This window comes from Maritalea porphyrae (assembly GCF_027213965.1).
Lineage (GTDB): Bacteria > Pseudomonadota > Alphaproteobacteria > Rhizobiales > Devosiaceae > Maritalea > Maritalea porphyrae_A.
On the sequence record NZ_JAPWGX010000001.1, the window covers coordinates 907075 to 931683 of the forward strand.

General features: G+C 49.8%; 25 protein-coding genes. 14 read left to right on the forward strand and 11 right to left on the reverse strand.

The genetic code is table 11. The annotated features are described in order from the left end of the window. Positions 1–42 precede the first annotated feature (42 nt). The 3 genes from O4H47_RS04650 to O4H47_RS04660 form a co-directional block, all read right to left on the reverse strand. The gene (locus O4H47_RS04650; protein ID WP_269392770.1) at positions 43–1110 is read right to left on the reverse strand and encodes a protein-glutamate methylesterase/protein-glutamine glutaminase; all 1068 of its coding nucleotides are present in this window, start codon (positions 1108–1110) and stop codon (positions 43–45) included. Continuing rightward, on the reverse strand, positions 1107–2021 hold the full coding sequence (locus O4H47_RS04655; protein WP_269392771.1) for a CheR family methyltransferase: 915 nt from the start codon (positions 2019–2021) through the stop codon (positions 1107–1109). The genes O4H47_RS04650 and O4H47_RS04655 overlap by 4 nt, the downstream gene beginning before the upstream one ends. 275 nt (positions 2022–2296) lie before the next feature. Then, on the reverse strand, positions 2297–2878 hold the full coding sequence (locus tag O4H47_RS04660; RefSeq protein ID WP_269392772.1) for a chemotaxis protein CheD: 582 nt from the start codon (positions 2876–2878) through the stop codon (positions 2297–2299). A 157-nt stretch (positions 2879–3035) separates the two neighbouring features. Here O4H47_RS04660 and O4H47_RS04665 point away from each other — a divergent pair, with 157 nt between their 5' ends. Further along, positions 3036–3392, forward strand: a complete 357-nt coding sequence (locus O4H47_RS04665; RefSeq protein ID WP_269392773.1) for a hypothetical protein — start codon at positions 3036–3038, stop codon at positions 3390–3392. An 86-nt stretch (positions 3393–3478) separates the two neighbouring features. Here O4H47_RS04665 and O4H47_RS04670 read toward each other — a convergent pair whose 3' ends face one another. Genes O4H47_RS04670 through O4H47_RS04685 form a run of 4 tightly spaced genes read right to left on the reverse strand, consistent with a single transcriptional unit; the run spans position 3479 to position 7130 of the window. Then, a complete protein-coding gene (locus O4H47_RS04670; RefSeq protein ID WP_269392774.1) occupies positions 3479–3958 on the reverse strand; it encodes a chemotaxis protein CheW in 480 nt (159 codons plus the stop codon). Between the two features lie 24 nt (positions 3959–3982). Continuing rightward, positions 3983–6442, reverse strand: coding sequence for a chemotaxis protein CheA (locus tag O4H47_RS04675; RefSeq protein WP_269392775.1), 2460 nt, complete (start codon positions 6440–6442; stop codon positions 3983–3985). Positions 6443–6472: 30 nt separating this feature from the next. Beyond that, positions 6473–6832, reverse strand: coding sequence for a response regulator (locus O4H47_RS04680; protein ID WP_269392776.1), 360 nt, complete (start codon positions 6830–6832; stop codon positions 6473–6475). 7 nt (positions 6833–6839) lie between these two features. Next, on the reverse strand, positions 6840–7130 hold the full coding sequence (locus O4H47_RS04685) for an STAS domain-containing protein (RefSeq protein ID WP_269392777.1): 291 nt from the start codon (positions 7128–7130) through the stop codon (positions 6840–6842). Positions 7131–7361: 231 nt separating this feature from the next. Here O4H47_RS04685 and O4H47_RS04690 point away from each other — a divergent pair, with 231 nt between their 5' ends. Beyond that, positions 7362–7973 carry a pyridoxamine 5'-phosphate oxidase family protein gene (locus tag O4H47_RS04690; protein ID WP_269392778.1) on the forward strand — a complete coding sequence of 204 codons (612 nt, stop codon included), beginning with the start codon at positions 7362–7364 and terminating at the stop codon, positions 7971–7973. A gap of 11 nt (positions 7974–7984) precedes the next feature. Here O4H47_RS04690 and O4H47_RS04695 read toward each other — a convergent pair whose 3' ends face one another. The 3 genes from O4H47_RS04695 to O4H47_RS04705 form a co-directional block, all read right to left on the reverse strand. Next, entirely contained in the window at positions 7985–8764 is a 780-nt protein-coding gene (locus O4H47_RS04695) for an EAL domain-containing protein (protein ID WP_269392779.1), read from the reverse strand. Between the two features lie 74 nt (positions 8765–8838). Beyond that, positions 8839–10038 (reverse strand): MFS transporter, encoded by a 1200-nt coding sequence (locus O4H47_RS04700; RefSeq protein ID WP_269392780.1) that lies wholly within the window; start codon positions 10036–10038, stop codon positions 8839–8841. After that, a complete protein-coding gene (locus O4H47_RS04705; protein WP_269392781.1) occupies positions 10035–13241 on the reverse strand; it encodes a WD40/YVTN/BNR-like repeat-containing protein in 3207 nt (1068 codons plus the stop codon). Before O4H47_RS04705 ends, O4H47_RS04700 begins: the two co-directional genes overlap by 4 nt. A 303-nt stretch (positions 13242–13544) precedes the next feature. Here O4H47_RS04705 and O4H47_RS04710 point away from each other — a divergent pair, with 303 nt between their 5' ends. From O4H47_RS04710 to O4H47_RS04735, 6 genes are all read left to right on the forward strand, one after another. Then, positions 13545–14525 carry an ABC transporter ATP-binding protein gene (locus O4H47_RS04710; protein WP_269392782.1) on the forward strand — a complete coding sequence of 327 codons (981 nt, stop codon included), beginning with the start codon at positions 13545–13547 and terminating at the stop codon, positions 14523–14525. Continuing rightward, entirely contained in the window at positions 14515–15498 is a 984-nt protein-coding gene (locus tag O4H47_RS04715) for an ABC transporter ATP-binding protein (RefSeq protein WP_269392783.1), read from the forward strand. Before O4H47_RS04710 ends, O4H47_RS04715 begins: the two co-directional genes overlap by 11 nt. 106 nt (positions 15499–15604) lie before the next feature. Then, complete coding sequence (locus O4H47_RS04720) at positions 15605–17308, forward strand: peptide ABC transporter substrate-binding protein (RefSeq protein WP_269392784.1); 1704 nt, start codon at positions 15605–15607, stop codon at positions 17306–17308. A gap of 87 nt (positions 17309–17395) precedes the next feature. Then, positions 17396–18406 carry an ABC transporter permease gene (locus O4H47_RS04725; RefSeq protein WP_269392785.1) on the forward strand — a complete coding sequence of 337 codons (1011 nt, stop codon included), beginning with the start codon at positions 17396–17398 and terminating at the stop codon, positions 18404–18406. Continuing rightward, positions 18399–19313, forward strand: a complete 915-nt coding sequence (locus O4H47_RS04730) for an ABC transporter permease (protein WP_269392786.1) — start codon at positions 18399–18401, stop codon at positions 19311–19313. The genes O4H47_RS04725 and O4H47_RS04730 overlap by 8 nt, the downstream gene beginning before the upstream one ends. A 74-nt stretch (positions 19314–19387) precedes the next feature. Next, on the forward strand, positions 19388–20806 hold the full coding sequence (locus tag O4H47_RS04735) for a M20 family metallopeptidase (RefSeq protein ID WP_269392787.1): 1419 nt from the start codon (positions 19388–19390) through the stop codon (positions 20804–20806). A 16-nt stretch (positions 20807–20822) separates the two neighbouring features. On the opposite strand, the gene O4H47_RS04740 is transcribed toward O4H47_RS04735, so the two are convergent. Then, positions 20823–21122 carry a hypothetical protein gene (locus O4H47_RS04740; RefSeq protein WP_269392788.1) on the reverse strand — a complete coding sequence of 100 codons (300 nt, stop codon included), beginning with the start codon at positions 21120–21122 and terminating at the stop codon, positions 20823–20825. 297 nt (positions 21123–21419) lie between these two features. Between O4H47_RS04740 and rplU the strand changes: the two genes are divergently transcribed. The 6 genes from rplU (at position 21420) to O4H47_RS04770 (ending at position 24601) form a co-directional block, all read left to right on the forward strand. After that, positions 21420–22010 carry a 50S ribosomal protein L21 gene (rplU, locus tag O4H47_RS04745; RefSeq protein ID WP_269392789.1) on the forward strand — a complete coding sequence of 197 codons (591 nt, stop codon included), beginning with the start codon at positions 21420–21422 and terminating at the stop codon, positions 22008–22010. An 18-nt stretch (positions 22011–22028) separates the two neighbouring features. After that, a complete protein-coding gene (gene rpmA, locus O4H47_RS04750) occupies positions 22029–22295 on the forward strand; it encodes a 50S ribosomal protein L27 (protein WP_269392790.1) in 267 nt (88 codons plus the stop codon). A gap of 136 nt (positions 22296–22431) precedes the next feature. After that, on the forward strand, positions 22432–22989 hold the full coding sequence (locus O4H47_RS04755) for a GNAT family N-acetyltransferase (protein WP_269392791.1): 558 nt from the start codon (positions 22432–22434) through the stop codon (positions 22987–22989). Beyond that, positions 22989–23516, forward strand: a complete 528-nt coding sequence (locus O4H47_RS04760; RefSeq protein WP_269392792.1) for a GNAT family N-acetyltransferase — start codon at positions 22989–22991, stop codon at positions 23514–23516. The genes O4H47_RS04755 and O4H47_RS04760 overlap by 1 nt, the downstream gene beginning before the upstream one ends. Positions 23517–23528: 12 nt before the next feature. Beyond that, a complete protein-coding gene (locus O4H47_RS04765; RefSeq protein ID WP_269392793.1) occupies positions 23529–24059 on the forward strand; it encodes a GNAT family N-acetyltransferase in 531 nt (176 codons plus the stop codon). A gap of 8 nt (positions 24060–24067) precedes the next feature. After that, positions 24068–24601: a GNAT family N-acetyltransferase gene (locus tag O4H47_RS04770; RefSeq protein WP_269392794.1), complete on the forward strand. Its 534-nt coding sequence runs from the start codon at positions 24068–24070 to the stop codon at positions 24599–24601. Positions 24602–24609: the final 8 nt, after the last annotated feature.

The following is a 24609-nucleotide window of genomic DNA, read 5'->3' on the forward strand; positions in this document are numbered from 1 at the left end:
GACGCAATCTTATCCATTAACAGTTACCAATCCTTCAATGATCTACGCAGCAGCTTTACGACGTTCCAAAGCGCTGATGAGCTTTGCAGCGATTTTTTCAACTGATAGTTCTTCATCAATTGCGCCCAATTCCATCGCAGCACGCGGCATGCCATAAATTAGCGCTGATGATTTACTTTGGCCGAACGTGCGTGCACCCGCATCGTGCAACAACTTCATGCCATTTGCGCCGTCTTTGCCCATACCGGTCAAAATTGCAGCAACAGCGTCCGCGCCAACTTGTTTGGCAACAGATTCAAACAAAACATCAACCGATGGACGATGACCAGAAACAACACCATCATCGCCAAGCCGACACTTTAGCTGCCCAGATGATTTCTCCACCCGCAGATGGGAATCGCCCGGAGCAATATAGGCGTGCCCTGGCTTCAACACTTCACGTTCTTTTGCTTCAACAACTGTAAGCTCGCAGGTCTCATTGAGCCGTTGAGCGAAACGCGCGGTAAACCCGGCGGGCATATGTTGCGCAATAACAATCGGCGGCGAATCTTTTGGAAGGCCCGACAGAACTGTCTTTACAGCCTCCACACCACCTGTTGAAGCGCCAATTGCGATGAGCGCGTTGGACGAAACTTTGGCGCCAGTCGCGATTGGTTTGGTGGGTGCGGTTTCACGCGTTGTACTTGGTTGACGCGCCATAGCACGTCCGCGCACATCTGATTGTGCTGCGGCAATAACCTTGTCACGCACCTCGCGTCCAAATTGCTCCAATCCGCCAGCCAAATCATGGCCAGGTTTAGCAACAAAGTCGACGGCGCCAAGTTCCAGAGCCAAAAGCGTTTCTTGTGCGCCTTTTTGTGTAAGGGTCGAAATCATGACAACTGGCGTTGGTCGCAAGCGCATGATTTTTTCCAAGAAGGCCAAACCGTTCATGTTCGGCATTTCAATGTCCAGCGTTACAACATCTGGGTTCAGTGTTTTGATTTTGCCACGAGCATCGATTGGATCACATGCGGTACCAACCACATGAATATCATCGCCAGCGGAAAGCAGTGACGATAACACTTCACGAATGAGGGCAGAATCGTCAACAACAAGAACTTTAATCATGCGGCACTCCGTGCACTTGCGCCAAGTTTGTTCTGATAAACGGTCTTGCCAACAAGCTTAAATTTGTCAGCGACCGAATTAAGGTTTTCCGAATGTCCGATGTAAAGAAATGCACCTGCTGCGAGCAATTCGCCCATACGGGTGAACATCTTTTCTTGTGTCGGTTTATTGAAATAGATTGCAACATTTCGGCAAAAGATCGCATCGAATGGGCCGCGCATGGGCCATGGTTCCATCAGATTGAGTGACTTAAAGGTCACCACAGATCTGGCATGATCGGGAATGCGCACATTGCCAGCACCGTCGCGATCAAATAATCTCACGCGCTCTGGAGAAAGGCCTGAAAGGTCGCCAGCTTTGTAGATCCCAGCTTTGGCCTTTTCAACAACGTCTGTGTCAATATCGGTTGCAAGGATTTTAAAATCCCAGCTTTTCAGTTTCGGGTGCGCGGCCAGAAGGCTCAGCGCAATCGTATATGGCTCTTGCCCGGTAGAGCAACCAGCGGACCACAAACGCAATCGTGACTTATTTGGATTGGCGGGGTCATTGACGATTTTGCCGATATAATCGTTCAAATGATCAAAGTGATGATCTTCGCGGAAAAAGCGAGTGAGGTTCGTCGTTAGGGCATTTATGAACTCTTGGATATCGTCTGCCGACGCGCCACGTTCCAAATGCTCCAAGTATGCGGTGAAGGTGTCCAGGTTGAGACGACGGATGATTTTTGAAAGTCGCGAAACCACGAGCGTACGCTTGGCGTCACTCATTGAGATGCCCGCCAAATCGTATACTTTGTTTCTTACCGCTTCAAATTCGCGATCTGACAAAGAAATTTCACCATTATCCATCTTGCTGCTGGCCCCTGTGACACGCTCGACTACAAATAGACAATAGGGTTGGTCTTCAACCATAGTGTCTGCAACTCCTAATATCAGCCGCTGGTCAACATCCGCGGGTGTCAACCTGTACTGATAATCCCCTATTGTCGTCTCACTCCCCTTATTTTTGGTAAATGAAACGCAACTGGTGCAATTTAATAGGGTGTGCGGGCAGCACGAGCGGTACAAACCCAAGCAACGCAACTCCAAAATGGAGCCACCACCTGTTGCAAGAGATTAGTTTGCAATGGTTAATAGATGGTTGCTGCAAGCCGACGGCGTAAACCAAATGATAAGAAATTTCCGACTTAGAACAATTCGATATCGTCGTGCACTGCAACTGGCTTGTTTGCCTTGGAAATCTCGTCCTTAATCAGACCATCATTGACAGAGCTATCGAGATGTTTGACAAAAACTCGTCCCGGAACAGGTTGGAATACGACGCGCCGCGCAACCATGCCGCCAAGGTCTTCTGCCTCTGCCTTATACCCCTCAGCCGCCAAGAAACCGCGTACGAAAGCGGCGTTCTTGGCCCCTACATCATCCATTTTCTGGTTGATGTTGCCGCCACCAAATACTTTAATTTCCAATTCCGAGCGTTGACCTGATCCTTGGGTGAGGACTTTGTTGATCAATTCTTCCATTGCGTAGGCACCATATCGGGCGCTTTCACCATATTTGTCTTTTGAACTGTCTGATTGAACCCCCAGCAAGAAGTGGTTCATACCACCAACGCCAGTGATTTTATCGCGAACACAGGCAGCAATACACGATCCTAACACCGTCGAAAAAGCCGTATCTGGCTCACCGGACACGTGACAATCACCTTGGTGCACTTGCACAGTGGACTGCCGTGGAATGTCGCGAGGGGATCTGATCGATGCTGACACTGATTCTTCCTGTTCTTATTTACACCTAACGTAGCAACAAAATTGTTAGTGAACTGCTAACCACAACGTGAACATTCGCTTTAATACAACAAAAGTGAAAGCACCAGTTAGGAAATGAGATGTAGATTGGACGGACTTGTAAAGGGGGAATAAGCTTATGTCTTTGGACAAATTAGCTGTCGAACTAGAAGAAACAGCACGCCAAACAGCTGAAATGATTGATAAAATCAATGATAGCCTCGGCGTTTTGATGGATGGCAATCGCGGTTGTGAAGAAGCACGCAAGACTGCTATTCAGCAAATGCTAATTGCCTTGCAGGCTCAGGACAGAATCCAACAACGTTCTGACAATATTGCAAAAGCGGCTCGATTGATGGCAAAAGTCATCGACGACATTTCTGAGAATATCGAGCACAAAGACATATGGTCTGAGCTTACGCTTGACGAGTTGCGCAAGCCAAATCTATCCGGCATCGCTGGACGCGCGAAACATGACGACATTGAATTGTTTTGACTGCGGTGAATGTTTTTACCGCAGACAAAAGCCCGGTCTAGCCGGGCTTTTTTATTGTTTGAATTTTCGGGTTTAAGCGGCGCTTGTTAGCTATCTTCGCCTGTTTGACCGACAACGGCTTCAAGATCAATCAAGCCAACCATGCGACTGTCATGTGTAACGATGCCGTTGAGCAATTCTGAATCCATATTCTCGCCCTCTGGCACCGCATGGATATCACTTTTCTGCACAGTCAAAATATCAGACACAGCGTCAACCAAAATGCCGATCCATTTTTCGCCGACCGCAAGTACCACAACAACATGTGTTTTTGTTGCTTCGGTTACACCGGCACCAAACCGGGCACGAAGATCGAAAATGGGGACAATCGTGCCGCGCAGGTTCACAACACCGCGAACAAATTCTCTTGTATTAGGCAAAGGTGTTGCACCATTCCATGCGCGGATTTCCCGAACAGTGGTAATTTCAACGCCGTAAGCTTGCTCGCCAATTGAAAACGCAATCAGTTGAATGGAGTTCGCTCCGCCAACTTCAAGATCGTTTTCATTGAGTTCAATGGCTTCCATGACTTCCTCTCAATCTGCTTTCGCTTAAGCCGCAGCGCTGCTGCGGTGATTTACGCGACTGGTTTTCAAACCTTGGACATCTACGATCAACGCAACTTGCCCGTCTCCTAAGATTGTACCCCCGGCAATGCCGTCGATACGCTCGTAGTTTTCCTCTGAACTCTTAATAACCACTTGCTGCTGACCAATGATTTCGTCGACAATGATCGCAAGTTTGTTAGTACCTTCAGCTTCACACAGCACCACAAAGCGGTCTTTTTCCTCAGCATCTGTGTGCATGGCAAAGCGTGTGGCCAGATCAACAACGGGCACATATTCGCCCCGGATTTGGAGCAAACGCGAACCGCTTGGCACTTTGCCAAATTCTGCCCGGCCAGCCTGAATGGTTTCAACGATTGAGGACAGCGGTACCACATAGGGGCAACCGGCCACTGAAACAAGCATGACATCCAGCACCGCCAACGTGAGCGGCAGTCTTAGGGTCATGCGCGTGCCGCGCCCAGGATTGGAACGCACGTGAACAGAACCACCAATTTTTTTGATGTTCGAAAGAACCACGTCCATGCCAACGCCACGGCCCGAAAGGTCAGAGACCTCTGTTACAGTGGAGAAACCTGGCGCAAAAATCAGGTTGTCGATCTGTTCATCGGTTGGTGTTTGATCTGGTGCAACCACGCCTTTTTCTTTAGCGAGGGCAAGCACCCGTTCACGGTTAATGCCGCCACCGTCATCTTCAACAATGATCAAGATATTTCCGCCCGCTTGCTCAGCAGACAGCGTAATAGTTCCGGTTTCAGGCTTGCGACGACTGGCGCGTTTTTCAGCGTCTTCAATACCGTGGTCTGCTGAATTGCGGATCATGTGGGTCAATGGATCAGACAATTGCTCAATAACAGTTTTGTCGATCTCGGTGTTTTCACCCACCATTTCAAGTTTGATTTTCTTACCCGTTTTACTTGCCAATTCACGCACCAAACGTGGCATACGTGAGAAGACTGACTTCACGGGTTGTGCTCGGATCGCCATGACGCTGTCTTGCAATCCGCGCGTTGTTTGCGCCAAAACCTCAATGCCGCGCACAAGTTCTTGGTACTTGTCGCGCAGGGTCTCATCCATCTGTTGGGTGAGCATTGACTGGGTGATAACAAGTTCCCCGACCATATTTACAACACGGTCGACTTTGTCCAAGTCTACGCGAATTGACTGAACTGGTGGCTTGCTGTCTGTCGCTTTTGGCTTTGCTGTCGCACTGCCAAAAGCTGGACCTTTTGATGCCTCAGGTCCGGGTGTTTCAATTTTTTCTGGAACTGGTGCAGCGGCTACGACGGGCTCTTCTTTTGGCGCAGCTGCAGCTTTGGCAGCAGCGACCTCTTCAGCTGAAGGTTCAACTTCAGGCACTGGCTCGGCGGCCATATCAACACCAAGTGCACCGGCCAAGTCAGCAAAACTTGGAGCGTCGTCACTCGCTTCAGGGGCAGCCGTGTCTACAACATCATCAAGCTCTTGTTTTGGTGCCGGTGGGCTTTTGGGCGCAGGTGCGCCATCTGCCGGGCCAATTTCCCCAACCAAGATTGAAGTTTGTCTTTCGCTCAACACACCTGGAGGCGTGACTTCAATTTCACAATCGCCTTCAACAAACTCAAATACTTCACGAATACGCTCTTCGGTAACATCATCACCTTTAAGGGTTATGACCCATTGGCAATAAGGCTGGAAGGGCTCAAAGTCATTGAGCTCTGGAATTTCACGAATATCCGCGTTCACCTGTGAATCGCCAACAATCGACAATTCGCGGAACAAAAGAAGCGGATCATTTGCACGTTCAAACAGGGCAGGAAGCGGGGTAAACGTTAAAGTCCATGCGTCTGCAGCGGCGCCAAATTCTGGCGCGCCATCGGTACCGTCACCGGCAAAAACCACGTCAGCGTTTGCCAAATCATCTTCTGCATCACCCAGCGCCGCATCCAAATCCCCGTCAGCAATCAGATTTAGGGGAGGATTTTCAAAAACATCCTCATCTTCGGCCAAATCTGCACCGCCAACCATGACAGGTGTAAACTCAATGTCGAAATCTTCTGGGTCTTCTTCTTCCGCACCATCTGGATTGCAAAGCGCTTCAAATTCGGCTTTTTGCTCGCCGCCATAGCCATCTTCAAGCTCGCGACCATCTTGCGCTGCTGACACAAAGTCCGCAACCAAATCACTCGAACGAATGCAAAGCGTTAGAACTTTTGGATCCAGTTCGATGCGGCCATCGCGCACGAAATCCAAAAGCGTTTCAAAGCTGTGCGCGAATTTCACCAAGCCTGTGAACCCGAATGCGCCAGCACCACCCTTTATCGAGTGGATCGCCCGAAAAACGGCATGAAGTCGCTCAGGATCTTTGTCGCCCGCTTCGATTGCCAGAAATTGCTCTTCCAATTCGGCAAGCAGCTCGGAACATTCGTCGAAGTAGGTAGCCTTAAATTCGTCAAGTTCGCTCATGGCACATCCAACGCAACACGGGTTTATATTTTAGTGTGAGACCTTTTTGATCACGCTCAACAGTTTGTCCGGATCAAAGGGCTTCACAATCCAACCTGTTCCACCTGCAGCACGACCCTGGTCACGCTTGTCTTGGCTGGTTTCGGTTGTCAGAATTAGAATTGGCAAACTCTGGTACTGGCCAGAGGCTCGCACGTTTTTGATGAATTCAATTCCGTCCATTATCGGCATGTTGATGTCGGTAATAACGACATCGACATTCTCAGCGCCCAAAACATCAAGTCCTTCTTGGCCATTTTCGGCCTGTAGAACTTCATAACCTGCGCCAGCCAGCGTATGCTGAAGCATGGCGAGGATTGTGCGAGAGTCATCGACAGTGAGTACACGCATAAACTGACTATCCTTTCATTAACGGTGCAAAAGCGCTCTCCAAGCCCAAGGTCTCAAGGGCATTGGAAAAATGTTCGCTGGGCGCGCTCAGCAGCAGCTGATAATTATGGTTGGTTGCCGTTTGAGCGGCGCTCAACAACATAAAGAGAGCGTTTGTTGAAACGCGTTCAACATTTGCTAGATTGATTTCGAGGTTGCCAGCATTGAGCGCCTCGAGCATTTCTTCACGCATCTCATCAACAGCCCCGATGTCTGCGATGGCTGGTAGATTGATTTGCTTGGTCGGTGTGTCAGCCATACTTGGCATCCCCTGAAATACACGATTCATTCCAGCGCAGTTTCACCGGGAACTGTTTAAGAATTCCTAACCATATTGGAAGAAGGCGTATTAACCTTACGTTTCTTGCAGATTTTGACCTTGTTCACCCCACTATTGCTTCAAGCAAATCACAAACCTATCTTTAAAAGGACACAGCGAATCAATGTCATCGACCAAAGCGTGGATGTGTGGAACTGTTCTGGAGAAACGATGCGATATATTTCTAGCGTTGAAGAACTTGGCAATATTTACGGACAACCCAGCGCCCCTTCGCTGGTCAAAGAGATTGATTATATCGCTGATGTCTATGCCCAATTCATCGAGCTCTCGCCGTTTGTGAGTTTGGCGACAGTTGCACAAGAAGGGATTGATTGTTCCCCTAGGGGAGATGAACCTGGTTTTGTGCGGATCGCAGATCGACGTACCCTCATCATGCCGGACCGCCGCGGCAACAACCGCTGCGACAGCCTGCGCAATATTGTACGCGACCCGCGCACTGCATTCATGTTTTTAATACCGGGCAGCAGCACCGTTCTTCGGGCGAACGGCAATGCACGTGTTTGCATTGAGCCTGACCTATTGGCTTCCTTTGAGATGGAGGGGAAACGACCTCGTTCAGCCATCGTTCTGCAAGTGGAGAAGGTCTATTTTCAATGCGCAAGGGCGATCATGCGCGCGGGCCTTTGGCAAGCGGATGCCCAAATTGATCCCGGCAGCGTACCCTCGCCGGGTAAAATGCTATCAGAACTGACAAATGGGGAGGTTGGCGGCAAAACCTATGATGATGAATGGCCCCAACGCGCAAGCAAATCCATGTGGTGATGGCCACTGGACTAGTAGCAGATGGCCCCTTCTGGTCGGCCCAACAGGAACCCCTGCACGCCACAATCGCCTACTTCTGAAACGAAATCGAGTTGAGCTTGCGTTTCCACCCCTTCAACAATCACGCGAATATCGTTGTCACCGAACCCATGTATTGTTGAAATAAGTTGCTGTTTTCCCTTGGCGGTTCCAAGCAGCTCTCTGAACCACGCTCCATCTATTTTCACCACATCAGGCCGCAAACGCGCTACGCGTTTTTGGTCCGAAAAGCGCACGCCGAAATCATCAACTGCAACCTTTATGCCATAGGACTTGAAGCAATCGATGACATCTGCGAACACCTGATCATCTTGGGTTTGCTCCTCGATCACTTCGCACACAAATTCTGCTGGGTTAACCCCGAGTTCACGCATGCGCTCGACCATAAACCCTACTTCATATTCTGCTTGTTTCACGTCCACATAGGTCGCAGGGTCAAGATTGACAAATAGCAGTTGGCCGGGCTGCTTCACCAAATGAAAATTGGAAATATGGATGGCGCGACACATCCATTCAATGAAGAATCTATCTTCAGGTGGCACAATTGCAAAGAAGTCCAAAGGGGAGAATAAATCACCTTGGGTGAATATGCGGACCAGACCTTCATGGCCACAAGGCGGGCCATTGAGATCGCTGACACAATAAATGGGCTGGAAGGCGGAGTTTAGTTGGAATTGACCATATCTGCCCGTGCGCCACTCATCATGATAAAAGAGCGCATCATCAACAAACCTTGGTCGTGAAACCCGCAACGAATTCCTCCCCGAATCTTTTGCCATATCTTCATACGCGGTTTCAACAAGGTGGACAAGAAGAAGCAGAAAAATCAAACAAAATCAGTGTTTTCCTGCAAGGGTTTGTTGATGGCAATTGTGGCCGAGAGCAATAGAATAAGCAACGCACTTGAAACAAACAATGTGGTGTAAGTGGCAAATGTCAGAATAAGGCCACCGACAATTGGTCCCGCGACTTTGCCCAAATTTCGGATCGTGCCAAGAAGTCCCATGCCCAAACCTAGGTCTTTGTCGGGCAATTGCAGGCTGTAAAGCGTAATGATTGTGGGCAGCACGACACCAAGGGAGCCCCCCATCAGCATAGCGATGACTAAAAACTGCGGGCCTGTAGTTGCAAATGGCAAAATCAAAATGGTTCCGCCCAAGAAGCATAGGGCTGCTGACAAAACTGGCCGTAAACCAAACCGGTCAGCAAGCTTCCCTCCGAAAGGACGTGCTAGAAGGTTTGCGCCCTCTTGGATCGAGAAGAACAGGCCGACGGTCAAAAGATCGACACCTAACTCTAGGTGCGCATAAATGGGTAAGAAGGCTTTTAGGGCATAGGTTGAAATGTAAATGGTCATTTCCATGGAGCCAGCAAACCATAAAACGGGGACTGAAGCGGCACGTTTTACGGTGTATAAAAACGCTCCGATTGGGTTTTGAGTTCGCAGCAAGCCTTGCGCCTTAGGTTGGATTTCTTGCAACGCGAGAACTGGCAAAAAGGCCAACAAACTGATGCATCCAATTACGGTGAACACAGCGGCAGGGTCCATCCAGGTGAGTGCCCATGCGGCGGCTGTTGGCGCAATCAGATAACTACCCGATCTTGCTAGACCAAACCAACCTTGACGCGTTGCTCGCTTTTCCAGCGCGAGCGAAGCAACATAGGCAAGCGTGACGGGGCCAAAAATCGCGGTGGCCAAACCATGTATCAAGCGCAAGGCAAACAATTGCTCGGGGGTTTTGACAAACCAATAAAGAAATGGCGTGACCGCAAATACGCCAACACCAATCAACATCCACAAACGACGCCCAGACCTGTCCGACAAATAGCCGAAAATTGGCTTGAGAAAGAGACCTGTCATTGTGGAAACCGAAACAATTAGTCCCAAAAAAACAGACCCAGCGCCCAAGCTGGCCGCAAAAAGGGGCAATAGGGGCGACTTTCCCATCTGGTAGGCCGTGCGAACCAGAAAGTCAGCTGAAGCCACTCGCCATAGGTTTTGGTTCACCTGCGCGTTTTGTTTCATATGGAAATGGCTTTAATTCCCGCCTCTTCAATGTCAGTGTTGAGCTTTGTGATGCTACCTTTTGTCAGCGCGGTGAGTTTTTCCAACTGCACGCCGACTTTGGCCCGCACGTCTTGGCTGACCGCAATGGCTTGGCTGGTTGGCGCCGCATCAGCAATTGACATAACCCACGCCAGTTCTCCCAGCGTATCGTCCAAGCCAGCAGCATGGCGCAGCACGTCGCGCGGCGTCTCCTTGAACCGGTTCACCAACACCTCTTCGATTGCGGTTAGCTGGTCGATTGCGCTTTTGGCCTCGGCTTGAATGTGCCCATGTTTTGGCTTGAGTTTCTTGTCCAACTGTTCGAGTTGTTGACGCAACGCGCGCAGCTGATTCACCCCTTTGCGCAACCGATCTTGAGTTTCATGCAAACCCAACAACTCAGCATATTGCGCATCAAAATCGTCCTGGGTGTTTTGCAGGCGAGGGTCTTTAACAATTTTGAACGGCTGCTCGAGCTTTGCGCCTTCCGCATCTAATTCTACAAAATAATCACCAGGGGAAACCTGTGGACCGCGTCCGTCGCCCGATTTGGCCAATGGTTCATATGGTTTGTGGATCAAAGCCGGGTCAAAAGGCGTTGGTGCGTCATGGTGCAAATCCCACACAAAACGATTTAAGCCCTTTTGTGTTTTGATTTTTCGCTTGGGTTTTTCATCATCATTATTGGTGAATTTGGCAATCACTTCGCCTTGGTGATCGCGAAACAAAAGTGCCACATCGCCTTCTGGTTCTTCGTCAAACCAATAGTATACAATAGCGCCATTTGGGGCATTTTCACCCACATCCAAGTGCACATTGCGTGTGGTGCCATCGCTTTGTGGTTTGTGATAGGTGGTGCCGCCAACGCCAAAGGCAGGACTATAGTTTTTCCCATCACCGTCAAAAACACCTGTTGCCCAATGTAGTTTTTGCCGAATGGTATCACGGGGCTTAAACAGCATTTCACCGTGGGTAACATCGTGTTTTTTCGCCATGTCGCGCAATGGCGAAATATCGTCAGCAATCCAGAACGAGCGGCCATGGGTCGCCACCGCCAAATCCTCGTTTTTGATCTTAATGTCATAGACGGGCACGACGGGGAAACCACCCTGCATGCACACCCAATGGGCACCGTCGTCAAGCGAATAGAAAATGCCAGTTTCCGTGCCCACAAACAGCAAATCATCAGAAATTGGGTCTGAGCGCAAAACGCGGGTTATCTCGTTGGTCGGGAAATCGCCATTGATTGACGTCCAGCTTTTGCCGCTGTCATTGGAAACAAAAAGATAGGGTTGATAGTCATCCAGCTTGAACCGCGTGGCGGCCACGTAGATTTTGTCCGGGTTGTGAGCACAGATTTCAATGGAACCAATATAGGCCAATTCGGGCAAGGCTTTTGGGGTTACATTTTGCCAGTTTTTGCCACCATCTCGGCTGACATGCACCAAGCCATCGTCAGTGCCAGCCCACAGCTCACCTTGCCGATGCACAGATTCAATGAACGTTGACAGTGTCGCGTAGGTCTCTGCCCCTGCACTATCGCCGGTCAAAGGACCGCCTGAATAGTCAAGTTTATCTGGATCGTTTAGACTGAGATCGGGGCTGATCACATCCCAGCTTTTTCCCTCATTTGTCGTCTTGAAGACGTGATTCCCCCCCGCATAAATCACATTGCTATCATGTGGAGAGAAATGAATGGGGAATGTCCAAGCAAATCGATATTTCAAGTCGCGCGGGCGATAGCCTGTGTTTTCTTCCGGCCAAACGCTAATTAACTGACTTTGCCTTGTGCGGTGGTCGTATCGCTGTAACGCACCGCTGCCGCCCGGAGACGACCCCACGGCGCCAACATAGACAATGTTCGGATCTTCTGGATGTACAGCAATGAACCCGCTTTCACCCGTGCCCGGATAGGTACAATCGCCAAGGGTAATTGCGCCCCATTCCGTTGATGAAGGCACCGAAATTGAGGTGTTATCTTGCTGGGTTGCATAGAGCCGATATGGATATTGATTGTCGATATCCATACGGTAAAATTGCGCTGTTGGCTGATTATAGATCGACGTCCAGCTCAACCCGCCGTTGAACGAAACATTGCCGCCACCGTCATTGCCCTGCACCATACGCTGGTTATTGACCGGATCGATCCACAAGTCATGGTTGTCCCCATGCGGGGTTGTGATTTCATCAAAGTTTTTGCCCCCGTCAGTGGACTTCCACATTTGATAATTGGTCACATAAACCGTATCTGGGTCCGTGGTGTCGGCAAACACGTGCATATAATACCAAGGCCGATGCAAAAGATCGCGATTGGGGCTAACGCGCTCCCAACTGTCGCCAAAGTTCTCAGACCGATAAAGTGCACCTTCAACGCCCTTTGCTTCCACCAAGGCCCATACGCGACCAGATTTGGCCGGAGAAATGGCAACACCCATTTTGCCCAACATGCCCTTTGCAAATCCGGGTCTATGTGTGATGTCTTCCCACGTGTCGCCGCCATCCTTTGAGCGGAAGATTTTACTGCCTGGTCCGCCGCTTGAAAGGGTCCAGAAATGGCGGTGCGCTTCCCATGTGGTTGCGATTAAATGGCGTGGATTGTTTGGATCCATTGCAAGGTCAATCGCCCCCGCCCCCTCACTTTCGTGAAGGATGAGATCCCAAGTCTCACCTCCGTCCAGCGAACGATAAACGCCGCGCTCTTTGTTGGTGCCAAACGCATGGCCGAAGGATGCAACATAAACGATGTTTGGATCATTGGGATGCACACGAATTTCGGAGATATGGCGCGTTTCTTCAAGGCCCATGTGCGTCCAGCTGTTGCCCGCGTCGGTGGATTTGTAAACACCGTCACCATAGGAAACATCAATACGGATGGTGGTTTCGCCCATGCCCGCATAAATGACATTGGGATCACTTTGAGCAACTGTTAGCGCGCCAACCGTTGCGCTTTTGAAATAACCGTCTGAGATGTTTTCCCAATAGGCACCGCCATCGGTGGTTTTCCAAACCCCTCCAGCGCAGGCACCAAAGTAGAAGGTCATGGGATCATTGGGATCACCCGCAACAGCCACAACGCGTCCACCGCGTGGGGGGCCAATACAACGCCAATTTAGCCCGGAGCTCACCAGATCGTTGGCTCCAAACGGACCATTTGCTTGCGCGTTTTGATCAAAACTGTTCACGCCCACGAAACTTCCTCCCAAAATAACAAAGCCAAAGCAACTGAAGTATAGAGTCGCAGCCTGTCATTTTTTGCAAAAACAATCAAAGCTTTGGCGAAACAAAGAACATGTTTCGCGCCGAACACTATTCGCCGTTACAGCGGAAAAGTGGTTCAACCAATCCATGAATGCACCTTTAGATTGAATTGGCAAGCATCATTTTGCTGGATTGTAAGACATTTTTGTTCTTGAATTTTTTTGATCCTACGATAGTGTTTTGAAAAAAATAAATATTCCTGGGGAGGAAAGGCTATCAAGCCAGTATTGGACGTTACGGACCTAAAGACCGTATTCCACACTCAAGATGGCGTTGTGCATGCTGTAAACGGCATTAGCTTTCATCTTGAAGAGGGTGAGCTTTTAAGCGTAGTTGGTGAAAGTGGCTCAGGCAAAAGCGTGACAATGATGTCGCTTTTGAAACTGTTGCCTATTCCACCTGCCGAAATCGCGTCGGGCAAAGTCATGTTTGACGGCAAAGACCTTTTGCAGATGGATCTTGAAGAACTGCGCAAAATTCGCGGCGGTCAAATTGGGTTTATTTTTCAGGACCCGATGACCAGCTTGAACCCCGTGTTCAACGTTGGATTTCAGATTATGGAGCCCCTGATTGAGCATATGGGGCTAGACAAAAAGCAAGCCCGTGCCCGCGCTGTTGAGTTGCTTGAATTGGTGGGTATTCCAGGCGCTTCAGACCGTTTGAATGATTTTCCGCACCAGTTCTCTGGTGGCATGCGCCAAAGGGTGATGATTGCCATCGCCCTAGCGTGTGACCCAAAGATATTGATTGCGGATGAACCAACAACGGCCTTGGATGTAACCATTCAGGCGCAGATTATTGAGCTCATCAAAGAGCTGCGCAAAAAGCTGGGCATGGCGATTGTTTGGATCACCCATGACTTGGGCGTTGCCGCGGGCATTTCTGATCGGCTGCTGGTGATGTATGGTGGGTTTGTGGTGGAGCACGCTAAAGTTGGCGACCTTTATAAGCGCCCCTTACACCCCTACACACGGGCTTTGCTAAATACTCTGCCTGCAGAAGGAAGCGGTGAAACCCGCCTGCGTTCGATTAAAGGTTCGCCACCCAATATTGGTGCAGAACCAAAGTCTTGCCCCTTTGCGCCCCGTTGCGATTATGCATTTGAGCGCTGCCACAAAGAAAATCCGCTGCTCGAACGCATTGAGGGCGTGCACGATGTTGCATGTTGGTGGGATGTTGAAAAGGAGGCGCCACGTCATGACGGCTGATGCTGAAACTCTCGTGCGGGCCAAAAATCTAAAGGTCCACTTCCCGATCCATGCAGGCATATTCCGACGTCAAGTGGGCGCTGTGAAGGCTGTTGATGGCCTGAATTTTGATATTAAACGTGGTGAAACGCTGGGGTTGGTTGGTGAAAGTGGTTGCGGCAAGTCCACAGCCGGACGTGCCATGTTGCGCCTTTACGAACTGACTGATGGGCAAATCGATTTTGAAGGCGTTGATATCGCTGGGTTGAGCAAGAACGACTTGCGTGAAATGCGCCCACGGATGCAGATGATTTTTCAAGATCCGCAGGCATGCCTTAATCCGCGCATGACGGTGGGCGATATTATCGCAGAGCCGTTGGACGAACACACCAAAATGTCGTCTAAGGAAAAACGCGACAAGGTGAAAAGCCTGCTTGAATCTGTGGGCATGAACCCAGATTATGTGAACCGCTATCCACACGAGTTTTCTGGCGGTCAGCGCCAGCGGATCGGCATTGCACGTGCCTTGGCCCTTGAGCCTGATTTTATTGTATGTGACGAGCCCATTGCAGCGCTAGATGTGTCAATTCAAGCGCAGGTAGTGAACTTATTGCAAGACATCCAAGATCGGATGGGCCTGACTTATTTGTTTATTTCGCATGACTTGAGCATGGTGCGGCACATCGCTGACCGTGTGGCGGTTATGTATTTGGGGCGCATTGTTGAATTGGCGCCCAAAGAAGAGCTTTATAGCAATCCGAAGCACCCCTACACAAAAGCACTTTTGTCGGCGGTGCCGGTGCCGGACCCAGAGGTCGAAAAGACCCGAGAACATATTGTCCTGAAAGGCGATGTGCCTAGTCCGGCGAACCCGCCAAGCGGTTGTCGTTTTTCAACGCGTTGTCCTGTTGCTCAGAAGAACTGCTTTGTTGATGATCCTGAATGGCGCAAAATTGGTGACGGCGGATATGTTGCCTGTCACTATGCTGAATAGAATACGACGCAAAGTTCAACTTACGACTTTGCGCCGTGAAGCTGGGAACAACCTGGCTCAAACGAAAACAATAACAAGGTTTTAGTAAGTAATTAGGAGGAAATAAATGCGTAAACTTAAAACCCTCGTTCTGGCAACTGCCGCAGCATCTTGCTTTGCTGCGACGGCTGCACAAGCAGAACGTGGTTCAGATGGCAACGTGAACATTGCTTATTGGCAAGCCGTTTCTATTTTGAACCCATTCCTGTCTGGCGGTACTAAGGACGTTGAAGCTTCGTCTTTGGTGCTTGACCCACTGGCAAACTACCGCCCAGATGGCTCTATGGACCCTGCTCTAGCCGCTGAAATTCCAACAATTGAAAACGGCGGCGTTGCTGCAGATCTTCGTTCAATTACTTGGAAGCTAAAGCAAGGTATCGTTTGGTCAGACGGCACACCACTTAAAGCAAGTGATGTGGTATTTTCCGCAAACTACTGTATGCACCCAGAAGGTGGTTGTAACGCGGCTTCAAACTTTGCAGATGTTGAAAGCGTTGAAGCGTTGGACGATTACACAGTTCGTGTAAACTTCTCAGTCGCCAAACCTTTCCCATATGGCCCGTTCGTTGGTGCAACTTCACCTGTGATCCAAGAAGCTCAGTTTAAAGACTGCATGGGCGCAAAAGCTCCAGAATGTACTGAAGCTAACTTTGGTCCAATCGGTACAGGCCCATTTGTTGTTGACGAATTCCGCGCGAACGACGTTGTGACCTTTAAAGCCAATCAAAACTACCGCGATCCTAACCAGCCAGCATTTGCGACAGCTGTGCTTAAAGGTGGCGGCGATAGTGCAGCAACAACACGTTCTGTTCTTGAAACTGGCGAATTTGATTATGCTTGGAACGTACAGGTTGAGCCTGAAGTTCTTGATCAAATGATGGCCGCTGGCAAAGGCAAGATCATTGCAGCCTTTGGTACATCAGTTGAGCGTTTGATGGTTCAATTGACTGACGTTCGTCCTGAACTTGGTGACCTTCGTGGCACTGTAGAAGGTGGACCTCACCCATTCAACAGCGACATCAATGTGCGTAAAGCTTTGTCTTTGGCTATTGATCGCGACATTTTGGTTGAAGTTGGTTATGGCCCGAACGGTCAAGTCACATGTAACGTGCTTCCAGCACCTGCCATTTATGCATCTACTGCAAACGACGCTTGTAAAACACAAGACGTTGATGCAGCAAATGCGCTTCTTGACGAAGCTGGTTGGGTTCGCGGAAGCGATGGCGTTCGTGAAAAAGATGGCGTTCGTTTGTCAATTCTGTTCCAAACATCAACCAACTCTGTTCGTCAAGGCACACAAGCTTTGATCAAACAGATGTGGCAAGCTATCGGTGTTGAAACTGAATTGCGTAACATTGACGCTGGCGTGTTCTTTGGTGGTGACCAATCATCTCCTGACACATTCCAGAAGTTCTTTGCTGATATCGAAATGTACACTAACAACTTCGATGGCACAGATCCTGAAGCCTATATGGGCAACTGGGTATGTTCAGAAATCCCATCACCAGCAAACCAGTGGATCGGCAACAACATGCCACGCTACTGTTCAGAAGAGTATAACGCTCTAAGCGCAGAAATGGGCAAAACAGCTTCTATTGAGAAGCGTGCTGAGATGGCTAAGAAAATGAACGACATGCTTATGCAAGAATATGTGATGATTCCACTTATTCACCGCGGTCGTGTTTCTGCAGCGTCAAACGCACTTGGCAACGTTGTTTTGAACCCATGGGATTCAGAACTCGCGTTTGCTGAAGAGTGGACACGTAACTAGTCGACTTAACTAAGCGGCGCGGGTGATATCACCCGCGCCGTTTCTCATTCCTTTTGGGACAAGATTTTTGAATTTCGGGGACCTTTCATGCTGAACTACACCCTCAGGCGGCTGCTTTTTGCAATCCCTACGCTATTGGTGATCAGCTTCATCATTTTCCTAATTCTGGACCTCGCACCTGGCGATCCAACTGGCAGCTTGCCGTTGACGATCCCTGCTGAAGTCCGCGCGAAAATCAGAGAAGCCTTGGGTGTCGGCGAACCCATTCACATCGCTTATGTTAAGTGGCTTCGTGGTTTCTTTATCTATGAGCCATTGCATTGGCTTGATCAAATGGGCCTAGTCATCGGCGATCCATCCTCGCGTCCACGCATCATTTCTTTTGCGACACGCGGCCCGGTTGTTGATCTGCTGATGGAGCGCATTCCACAAACGCTTTGGGTTGTTGGCTTGTCCTATGTTGTGGGCATTCTTATCGCCATTCCGATCGGTGTGATCTCTGCATACAAACAGTATTCATGGTTCGATCAGTTTGGCACATTCATCTCAATGGTCGGTTTTTCGGTACCCACATTCTTCACTGGTCTTTTGATGATCGTGATATTTTCCGTGCAATTGGGTTGGTTCCCATCCGTTTATGACACCACGCTAGAGGTCAATAGTCTTGGGACATTCTGGTTGCAGGTGAAGCAAATGATCATGCCCGTGACCGTGCTAGCGCTGTTTAACGCAGCGCAAATCAGTCGCTTTATGCGCGCATCAATGCTGGATAATTTGACACAGGATTATGTGCGCACCGCGCGGGCAAAAGGCATGAGCGAAAAAGTGGTCGTTTTGACCCATGTACTGCGCAATAGCTTGATCCCGGTTGTAACGGTGATCGCGCTTGGTATTCCAACGATCTTTGGCGGCGCCATCATCACAGAGCAAATCTTTCGGGTGAATGGACTTGGCCAACTTCTGATCATCGGCATTCAGGGCAGCGATTTCCCGTTGGTTCAAACACTGACATTCCTATTCGCAATCCTGATTGTGTTGTTTAACCTGATTGCCGACATCGTCTACGGCATGCTTGATCCAAGGATTCGCTATGACTGATCAAACAGCTGGAGAAGTAGTAACAAAAGCACAACGTACCCTTTGGGGTGATGTGCTGCGGCAATTCTTGCAGCACAAAGGTGGCGTTGCAGGTTCAATCATCTTTTTGTTCATTCTTGGTGCGGTGTTGTTTGGACCCTTTATCCATACGATTGACCCCCAATTCTTGGATATTCGAAACAAGAACCTAGGGCCTACATGGGGCCATCCAATGGGCACCGACAACCTTGGTCGCGACATGCTGGCCCAAGTGCTCAGCGGCGGCCGTGTATCACTGGCCGTGGGGATTGCTGCGATGGCGTTGTCCTTGCTGGTGGGCACGCTGATTGGGATTATTGCTGGGTTTTTCCAAAAACTTGATGGTCCGCTAATGCGCACCACCGATCTATTTTTGGCCTTGCCAATTTTGCCCCTATTGTTGGTCATCATCATGTTGTTCCGCGATAGTTTGCGCTCGGTATTTGGGCCCGAAATGGGGATCTTCTTTCTGATTGTGTTTGTGATCGGCATTACAAGCTGGATGAACACCGCAAGGATTGTGCGCGGGGAAGTGCTGGCGATTAAAGAACGCGAATTCGTTTTGGCCGCCCGTTCAGTGGGCACCCATTCTTGGAAGATTGTGGCAAGACACATTTTTCCAAACGTGTTGAGCCCGGTGATGGTTTCAGCAACGCTTGGGATCGCCAACGCGATTATTACTGAAAGCTCGCTGAGCTTCTTGGGCCTTGGTTTCCCTTCTGACTTTCCAACTTGGGGACGTCTGCTGTTTGATGGGGCCAATTTTATGACCCTTAACCCTGCACGGGTGATTTGGCCGGGGCTAGCGATCTCGCTAACAGTGCTCAGCGTGAACTACATCGGTGATGGCATTCGCGATGCACTTGATCCGCGCATTCGTGGTCGCTGATCGAACAACATAAAAGTGTTTGGGGCGGCTCGATTGGGTCGCCCTTTTTGTTTCCCCAAATGAAGGCAAGACCGATGAGCCGTGAAGACACCATTAGAAGAGCAAAAGGGTTTGCAGCCGATGGGCGGTTTCTAGCAGAGTTGGGGAAGCGAGTTGGTGTTCCCACTCAAAGCTCCATTGAATCCAGTCATAAAGACTTGTGGTATTATCTTGAGCATGTGATCGCGCCAGATTTTGAAAATTTGGGCTGCAATGTCACCATTCATCCCAACCCGATTGAAGGCGGCGGACCGTTTTTAGTGGCAAAACGGGTTGAAGGCCCGGCCCTCCCCTCCATTTTTTGTTATGGGCATGGCGACGTGGTGCCGGGGATGGAAGGCGCATGGAAAGACAATTTGGACCCTTGGAGTACCACTGTGTTGGGCGACAAGATTTTTGGTCGCGGCACCGCGGACAATAAAGGCCAGCACACCATCAATATGTTAGCGCTTGAAGCGGTGATCGCCGCGCGCGGGAAGCTGGGGTTCAACCTGACTTTCCTTGTTGAGATGGCAGAAGAAACGGGATCCTTGGGACTGCGTGAGTTTTGCGCAGCAAACAAAGACATGTTGGCATCGGACGTTCTGATTGCTTCTGACGGGCCGCGCGTGGCAGTGGATACCCCAACGATGGTTCTTGGGGTGCGCGGCGCAATGGAGTTTTCCCTGGTTGCGGATTTGCGCCAAGAAGACCATCACTCGGGAAACTGGGGCGGTATTCTTGCGGATCCAACCGTCATTTTGGCGCATGCCCTCACCACGATTATGGACCGCAATGGCAAAATACTGATCGATGATTGGTTGCCCAAAAATCTGCCCGACTATGTGCGCGCCTCGCTTGAGGGCTGCCCATTTGATCCGGGCGAAAGCGCTGACACGCCAGACGACTATTGGGGTGAACCAGGTTTTACCACCGCTGAAAAATTATGCGCCTGGAACAGTTTTGACGTTTTGGCCATGGATGTGGGCGATGCCAAGAACCCGGTAAATGCTATCCCCAAACGCGCGGTGATGCATTGCGCGTTGCGGTTTGTTGTGGGCACCGATACTGACAATGTGGTCCCGGCCCTAAGAAAACATTTGGATGAACAGGGGTTTGGCATGATCCATATCGAAGTGCCAGACCATAACCCTGCCTATCAAGCGTCTCGGCACAACCCCAATTTGCCGTGGGTCCAATGGGCAGCTCACTCGGTTAAAACTACTCTGGGGCGCGCCCCGCAGGTCTTGCCAAATGGTGCAGGTTCCCTGCCCAATGATATCTTTTGCGACCTATTGGGCATGCCCACCATTTGGGTGCCCCATTCTTACAATTCTTGTGGCCAACATGCGCCGGACGAGCATTTGTTGATGCCATTGGTCAAAGAGGGCCTTGAGATGATGGCAGGAATATTTTGGGATGCTGGAGAGTTGAGCGAGGGGTTTGAACGGCGGCTTGTGCAAACTGATGCATAGAATGCTTTTGGCAAATCTATTTTCGACGTCGATTTTCCCACCACCGGCGCACGCGAATGATTGTTGAAGCGACGGGCCCGCGCAACAATGGCACATCCACTGCCAGCAGCAGTAAACCAAGTGGCAGCATCCAAATGCCGAGCAACGGGAGAATACTGAGTATACCGCCCAATACGAGCAGCAAACCCAGTGGAATACGGATCACCCGCGCATAGGGATGACGGAGCCATTGCAACAGTCTTGCCAGTGGTGGCGGCGTCGCTCTTTCAAGCTTTTCATATTGGCGATTGAAGCGCCCATCGTTTTTGCCGTTCATTCACTTCACTTTCTACCACGCAAACTGCAAATCATCCTGAAGCTCAAATGGTGAGCGACAATGGAATGTACAAGGTGCGAAGTTGGCTCAAATTTGGCCCAAAAGCTTGACTCAGTAGCCAGTTTCCATCATAACCCAGCTTGAATTTCTCGCGTACTGTCACCAGTGCGCTTAAATTCGTTTATGAAATGCGCAGCTTAAGGCCGATTGTCCTTCTTAGGGGAATCACAAGATCGAACCAAGGTTCGGCGCCGCACAGCGCGACACAACAGAGCAATAATGCTCAAAGGAAATGAAATGTTTGCTGTTATTAAGACAGGTGGCAAGCAGTACAAAGTTGCTGCTGATGACATCTTAGAAATTGAAAAGCTCGAAGCCGTTGCAGGCGACGCCATTGTATTTGAAGAAGTATTGATGGTTGGCGCTGACGGCGATGTAACAATTGGTGCCCCCCTTGTGGATGGCGCAACTGTTGCAGCTGAGTTGGTTGAACAAAAGCGTGCGAAGAAAATCGTCGTCTTCAAAAAGAAGCGTCGTCAAAACTATCGCCGTAAAGCTGGTCACCGCCAAAACTTGTCAGTTGTGCGTATCACTGACATTTTGACAGGCGGCGCGAAGCCAAAAGCAAAAGCGGCTAAAAAGCCAGCGGCTGCAAAGTCTGAAGCTCCAGCAGCAGCTGCCGGCGCAAAAGACGATTTGAAATTGATCTCTGGCGTTGGACCAGCCTTGGAAAAGAAACTTCATGCATTGGGCGTGACATCTTTGAAACAAGTTGCAGAGTTTGACGCTAAAGAAATCGAACGCGTGGATGCAGAGCTAAACTTTAAAGGCCGCATTGAACGTGAAGACTGGATTAGCCAAGCAAAAACGCTTTTGGCTGGCGAATAAGAACTAGGAGACTGACAAATGGCACATAAAAAAGCAGGTGGTTCGTCCCGTAACGGTCGTGATTCCGCTGGTCGTCGTCTCGGCGTGAAGAAGTTTGGCGGCGAAAGCGTCGTTCCAGGCAACATTCTCGTGCGTCAGCGCGGCACAAAGTGGCACCCAGGTGAAAATGTAGGTCTTGGCAAAGATCACACTATTTTTGCGCTCGTAGAAGGTAAAGTCACCTTCTCGACCCGTCGCAACAATAAGACATTTGTATCTGTGATGCCTCAAGAGGCAGCAGAATAACGGCGGATGATTAAGACCTTACCCGCCGGTTTCTCAAAGAACCCCGGCGGATAAAGTTTTCGCAAAAAGACTTCAAAAGAGTTTTGAAAAGGGGAGATGGGAAACCGGCTCCCCTTTTTACTTTTGGAGCAATAAAATGACTTTCAACACAATCTACAGGGCAATGCCTTTACGGTTCTTGACGGACACGCTGGAACTACGGCCGATTGAACTTGCCGATTTGGCAGACCTTGTTCAATTGGCCAACAATAAACAATTGCATGACGTGCTGGCGCGCATGCCACATCCTTATACATCTGAGGATGGCCTTTATTTCATCAATGATATTGCGAACGGCACCGACGAGCGCGTGTGGGCGATTTGCCAACGCAACGGGCCCATGATGGGCGTCGTTGGTATCCACCTGCGCGATGGCAATCCTGAAATCGGCTATTGGTTGGGCGCTGAGCATTGGGGCCAAGGCATTGGCAGCCAAGCAATTGGCGCGCTGATGGACGAATTTGATATCGCGGTCCCAGACCTTGAACTCTATGCCCGCTGCTTGAAATCCAACCTTGCGTCAAAAGCCTTGCTTGAAAAAGTTGGTTTTGAAGTGACCGGCGAAGGCGCAAGCAACGACAAGCCTGGCGAAACTGTCTGGACGTTCACCCGTCCTGCCCGCGACGACATCTACGAGCAAGAAGCAGCGGAATAATGATTGAGATCAAAACGAAACGGCTGGTGCTGCGACGATTGGCGATGGAACATGCCGCTGACGTTGCAGCGACTTTAAACAACTTTGAAGTGACAAAGAACCTTGCGGTTGTGCCCTATCCATATTCGGAAGCTGACGCTAACGAGTGGATACAGTCGCTCGACGACATCACAGCTGTCGAAGACACAAAGTTCGCAATCCTCAACGCCGAAGACAATTTCGTTGGCGTTTTGGGGTTCGATCTAGACGATGCCAAGCCGATTCTTGGATACTACTTAAACCAAGCCCACTGGGGAAAAGGATATATGAGCGAAGCGGTAAGCGCCGCGCTTGAATGGTTGTTTGCCAACTCTGATGTTCAAACTGTTGGGTCTGGTGCATTCACGTTTAACCCTGCTTCTTTGGCTATCCAATATAAGCTGGGGTTCAAGGACGTGAGTGCCGACAAACGATTGTGTCTGGCGCAAGGCCAACAGTTTGCGCACATTGTTACGCAGTTAAACCGCCAAGACTTTACACCATTGTAAAAGACAAAGACTATGATTGAGATAAAGACAAAGCGGTTGATGTTGCGGCCAATCGCCATGAAGAACGCTATAGATGTTACAACTGCTTTAAACAATTTTGAGGTGGCGAAATACTTATCCTCACCTCCCTATCCGTATTCAATTGCAGATGCGAAGGAATGGATTGGGCTAAATGAAGGTGCCTCCGTCCCCGAAAACACAAATTTTGCCGTAACGCTTTTGAACGGCGAGTATTGTGGTGGTGTTGGATTTGACGGTTCGGCGGAGCATCCGGAACTGGGCTTTTACATCGCTGAACCCAAATGGGGAAATGGCTACGTTAGTGAAGCAGCCAGCGCAGCAATTGAATGGCTGTTTGCAAACGCAAATGTAACTGCCATCACCTCGGGTGCCTATAGCTTCAATCCAGCTTCATTGGCGGTACAAGCAAAACTTGGTTTTCAAGAAACAGGCACAGAAGAGAGAATGTGCAATGCCCAAGCGCGGGCTTTGCCAATGATCACAACCATTCTACATCGCAAGAGTTTCAAAAAGTTACACTAGAGAATACGATGGCAAAACTATATACAGAGCGCCTATATTTGCGCGCACCAAACACAAGCGATGCGCCGCGTATGCAGCGGATTTTGGCGGACTTTGAGGTCGCCAAAAATCTATCACGTGTGCCCCATCCTTATCCAGAAGGCGGTGCGCATGAATATTTGGGCCGCATAGCTGATGTGAGCGATCCGTTTGATACGAAATTCTCGATCATCGACAAGGACGGTCAGTTTTGTGGCATGACGGGTTTTGGGCGGCAAAGCGAGTTGCCGCAATTGGGCTATTATCTTGACCCCTTGCACTGGGGCAAGGGCTATATGAGTGAAGCGTGCAAAGCGGTGATCGGTTGGATGTTTGAGGTGGCGGACCCTATGCATATTCGTTCGGGCGTTTTTGAGCACAACCCAGCTTCTTGGGCCATTCAAAACAAGTTTGGATTTGAAGAAGTGGGCCGCTCAACCCTACATTGCCTTGCACAATCCGCCGATTTGCCGCATATCGATACGCAACTAAAAAGGGAAGCGTTTTTCGCTACAACGCAATAGTGCGTTTG